General features: G+C 43.8%; 6 protein-coding genes. All 6 read left to right on the top strand.

Annotated elements, in window-relative coordinates:
• Positions 1-936: 936 nt before the first annotated feature.
• The gene (locus tag WC5_RS20835; protein ID WP_001147119.1) at positions 937-1,272 is read left to right on the top strand and encodes a type II toxin-antitoxin system RelE/ParE family toxin; all 336 of its coding nucleotides are present in this window, start codon (positions 937-939) and stop codon (positions 1,270-1,272) included.
• Positions 1,269-1,619, top strand: a complete 351-nt coding sequence (locus tag WC5_RS20840) for a helix-turn-helix domain-containing transcriptional regulator (protein ID WP_000127482.1) — start codon at positions 1,269-1,271, stop codon at positions 1,617-1,619. The genes WC5_RS20835 and WC5_RS20840 overlap by 4 nt, the downstream gene beginning before the upstream one ends.
• Positions 1,620-2,258: 639 nt before the next feature.
• Positions 2,259-2,774: a J domain-containing protein gene (locus tag WC5_RS25135; RefSeq protein WP_001025395.1), complete on the top strand. Its 516-nt coding sequence runs from the start codon at positions 2,259-2,261 to the stop codon at positions 2,772-2,774.
• A 104-nt stretch (positions 2,775-2,878) separates the two neighbouring features.
• Complete coding sequence (locus WC5_RS20850; protein WP_001083906.1) at positions 2,879-3,421, top strand: hypothetical protein; 543 nt, start codon at positions 2,879-2,881, stop codon at positions 3,419-3,421.
• A complete protein-coding gene (locus tag WC5_RS20855) occupies positions 3,418-3,669 on the top strand; it encodes a hypothetical protein (RefSeq protein WP_001230707.1) in 252 nt (83 codons plus the stop codon). The genes WC5_RS20850 and WC5_RS20855 overlap by 4 nt, the downstream gene beginning before the upstream one ends.
• Positions 3,656-3,883 (top strand): helix-turn-helix domain-containing protein, encoded by a 228-nt coding sequence (locus WC5_RS20860; protein ID WP_000801440.1) that lies wholly within the window; start codon positions 3,656-3,658, stop codon positions 3,881-3,883. The genes WC5_RS20855 and WC5_RS20860 overlap by 14 nt, the downstream gene beginning before the upstream one ends.
• The last annotated feature ends 449 nt before the right edge of the window (positions 3,884-4,332 follow it).

Genomic DNA, 4,332 nt, shown 5'->3' with positions numbered 1-4,332 from the left:
TCATGTTTAACCGAGGAAGTTATCATGTTTAACCGAGGAAGCTCTCATGTTTAGACAAAAAACACGCTTAAAATCAATAAATTAGAGCTACTCTAAGTTTTTAAGTTTTTAAGAAAAACAAGAAAAGATAAGGCTTTTAATGCGTGCGAATATTCAGGAACTGTGGATAACTCAACGAAACCAGCAACGATGATGGTTCCTTACCATAAATCTGTCCCCCGATGATTATTACCCGCAAGCTAAAACAAACATCATCAATCATTAAAACTCATAACTTTCAATAACTTAAAATCATCAAAAAAATATTTGATGCCTTATGAATCTCAATTTTCAAGACCATAAATTTGTCCCTCGTTAACTTTAACTTATTGAAATAAATATAATATTCGTGCGTACTGATCCTAATGTCACATCGCAAAAATTCCGCTTCCTCGCTCACTCAGTCGCTACGCTCCTGCCGTTCGGCTGCGGCGAGCGGTATCTCCTTTCTCAAAACCAGAGAGATTCAGATCATATGATCCGTTATTTGATCCTTTTTGGATCTTCCACTAAGAAGCCCTGAATCGCGCTCTGCCGCTTCGTTCGATACAACCATGAGGAAAACCATGCGAAATGAAAAAATCGCTTAAAACGCGATACAGCGCGTTTTAAGGGGTATTCACAAAACACACGTTGCCTTGAAGAAATTTTGATCAAGATTTAACTACTATCCGGATCATGACAACAGATCACAGCAACAAGGCTGCTAAAAAGCGTTGAGAGGCGTTAAACGCTGTTAAGACTAGGGCTAAGTACAATGAAACGGAAAAAATGCTCAGAATGCGTTACAGAACCTTCCAGAAAGCTAAGGTTTGTCACTTTAAAGAGACATTTTTCTTGATCTAGTGTCACTTATAAGAGACAATGTACACAGGTTAAGGGAATGAGGGCGGCAAGATGCCTTACACGGCGAAACGATATCAGACAGAAAACGGTGAGGTTCCGTACACCGACTGGATGAAAAAATTAAGACGTAAAGACCAGACCGCAGCGTTAAAGGTGGATTCCAGAATTGCCCGCGCTATGGGCGGAAATTTTGGAGATCATAAATTCGAAAGGGACGGTGTATGGGAATTACGGGTTGATTACGGTCCTGGTTACAGGGTTTATTATTCAATCGAAGATGGCGAAATAATTCTTCTGCTCATTGGAGGGAATAAAAAAACTCAGACAGCCGATTTAGATAAAGCCGTTAGTTATCTGCAAGATTTTAAAAAGAGGTCAAAAAAATGACAGCCACCAAAAATGTGAAGTCGCAGAAAAATGATTATCCGGCATCCGTTGATCACAATGCCGCCATGATTGAAGAATTGCGCGCAGATCCTGATTATGCAAACGCTTATCTTGCTAATGCCCTGGAAGAAATAAACGAGCCTGGTGGTTTAGGTGGTTTTCTTGTTGCGCTACGTCAGGTAATCGAGGCGCGAGGGGGGATTTCCGAAGCTGCCAGGAAATCTGGCCTTGCCCGTCAGAGTATTTACCGCGCATTATCCCCCAACGGTAACCCGACCATCACAACGCTTGCACAACTTACATCGGTAGCCGGATTACAGTTCACTCTCAGTAAATCCAGCCACTAATCTCTCCAGTTCCCCCTAAGCGGGGGAATTTCCATGCCATCAAAACCGCAGTTATCCCGCCCGACGTTCACCGGTATTTAATCGGCAAATCGTACAATTGCGTACTGGCAATAGTTTAACGGTGTGTATTAATACACATTTAAAGACGATGTGATAGATGCGTGTGTTAATGCTAATGTATGCATACATTAGCATTAACATAGAGCAGATTCTGGCGCGTTGCGCCCGTAGTTCGCTGACGCTCACACGCGCAGTACAGCGCCCCGCCATGCTGCAATGCACCAGGGCGGGGTAAACTCGCTGGCGCTCGCGCTAACTGCGGCATTCTGCGGCGCAAATCAGCATAATCATGGCCTGCTGGTCAGTTGGGCTTTGCAGGGTGAAGGGATGGCCTGTGCACCCTGGTACGTTCGTCAGCGGCTGCGCCGCGCTTCGGGGCGATGTGGCTCCTGTGCTGCCCTGGTATTTTCGTTCGCCCCTTCCATCCGCTTACGCGGATTAAAAAACGTGATAACAATCACTTATCGAGTAAAAAAACGGGAGAAAACTTGCAAATACGACTTAAAAGTCGTATTATTATTTCATCGAAAGGGGAATGGCCCCTCTCACAATAGCCCAGCAGGGCAGGAGATTAAAAAAATGAATATCCAGGAAGCATTAAACGTTTTTGGATTATCCGGCGAATTAACTGAAAAAGATATCAAAGCAGCATACAGAAAAGCCGCTTTAAAATATCATCCAGATCGTAACCCGTTAGGGGCTGAACTGATGAAAGCGGTAAATGCAGCTTTTGATGTATTGATGGCAAATATTGATAAAATAAATCAGTTCCAGAGCACTGATGAACATGCACGATATAATTACGGTGATGACCTGGAAAAAGTATTAAACGTTCTTTCTGGTTTATCTGGTCTGGTATTTGAAGTGATAGGTAACTGGGTCTGGATTAGTGGAGAAACCATTACACATAAGGAAACTTTAAAAGAAATCGGGTGTAAATGGGCGGCAAAGAAAAAACAATGGTTTTATCGTCCAGACGAACATAAAAGTTACTGGAATCGTGAAGAACACACGATAGAAGAAATCCGCGCAAAATACGGTACAACCGGACAGCGCAGGGCGACAGGGTGGCAACGCGTGGAAACCAGAGCGTAACCAGAACGGGGGCGAGAAGCCCCCGATATTATAGCCAGCCCGTCTTTTGGGGCATCGAACCCAAAAAGACGGGAACAGCAGCTACGTAGCAAAAAGGGAAACAGATGAACTCTTTTTTTGAACAATATCACCCTGTCTTTGAAGTTGTCTGCCGTATCCTGGGGAACGGCTGGCGCGTGAACAAACTTGATGATTGTTCGTCTCGTATAAAACTGACGTCACCGCAGTTTAAAAATTACTCTGTGCATATTCGGATGGAAAAAGACCGGTTTTCTGTTGTGGGGAGTGTGGATAGTCGCTCCTGGCGTAGTCCGCATCATGTTTGCACGTTATCCAGAAAACGGAATCCCGTTGATATTGCAGCCGATATCGAGCGAAAAATTCTGGTAAATGCTTCGCAGGAGGTGTTACAGGCGATTGAGTATGAGAAACACCAGGTGGAAAAAAAGGACGAAATTCTGATCCTGAAAGGTATGTTATCGCAACTTGTCCAGCTTGAAAGCTGGTATGGGGCATTGACAGGCTTTAAAGCTGAAAACGGATTGAACGGTAAAGTCACCGAACAGGGCGACAGTTATGATTTACAGATTCGGGGCTTGAGTATAGATCAACTTGTTAAAATTACAGGGTATTTGAAACAGTTATGAGAAAAAATAAAGGTGATGTGACTTATTTTCTTGAAAAAGAAGGTGACAATTACAGGCTTACAAAAAGGATAAAAGCCAGAACAAATGTTAAAATCGGGAACAAAACTACGAAAATTACATTGTATGATGCCGTACTGAATGAGAATGAATTACAACATATTGATTTTACGTGTGCCGGATTAAGGGAAGACGATGAGACGCCAGTTAAGAATTTAATTAAGGAGTTTATGTTAAATGAAACCCGATAATACACCTGAAAATGTAAAAAAATTACGTTTAAAAGCAGGATTAACACAAAAGGAATGCAGTCATATTTATGGTGTTGGGCTAAGAACCTGGCAGAAAAAAGAGGAAGTTAATACTCAAAACAGTCAAAGTCTGTCACTGGTTGAGTTTGAGTTTCTTTTGTTACTTGCAGGAGAACATCCTGAATACGTGCTCTGCAAAAGGGAGTCAAAATAAAATGACCTGTGATGGTTTTATATTAGTACCTGGAGTTGCGCCCGTAGTTCGCTGACGCTCACACGCGCAGTACAGCGCCCCGCCATGCTGCAATGCACCAGGGCGGGGTAAACTCGCTGGCGCTCGCGCTAACTGCGGCATTCTGCGGCGCAAATCAGCATAATCATGGCCTGCTGGTCAGTTGGGCTTTGCAGGGTGAAGGGATGGCCTGTGCACCCTGGTACGTTCGTCAGCGGCTGCGCCGCGCTTCGGGGCGATGTGGCTCCTGTGCTGCCCTGGTATTTTCGTTCGCCCCTTCCATCCGCTTACGCGGATTAAAAAACGTGATAACAATCACTTATCGAGTAAAAAAACGGGAGAAAACTTGCAAATACGACTTAAAAGTCGTATTATTATTTCATCGAAAGGGGAATGGCCCCTCTCACAATAGCCCAGCAGGGCAGGAGATT

The organism is Escherichia sp. KTE114 (assembly GCF_000407765.1).
Classification (GTDB): domain Bacteria; phylum Pseudomonadota; class Gammaproteobacteria; order Enterobacterales; family Enterobacteriaceae; genus Escherichia; species Escherichia ruysiae.
The sequence above is the reverse complement of the archived record's forward strand: the minus strand, read 5'-3'. Positions and strand labels throughout refer to the sequence as shown.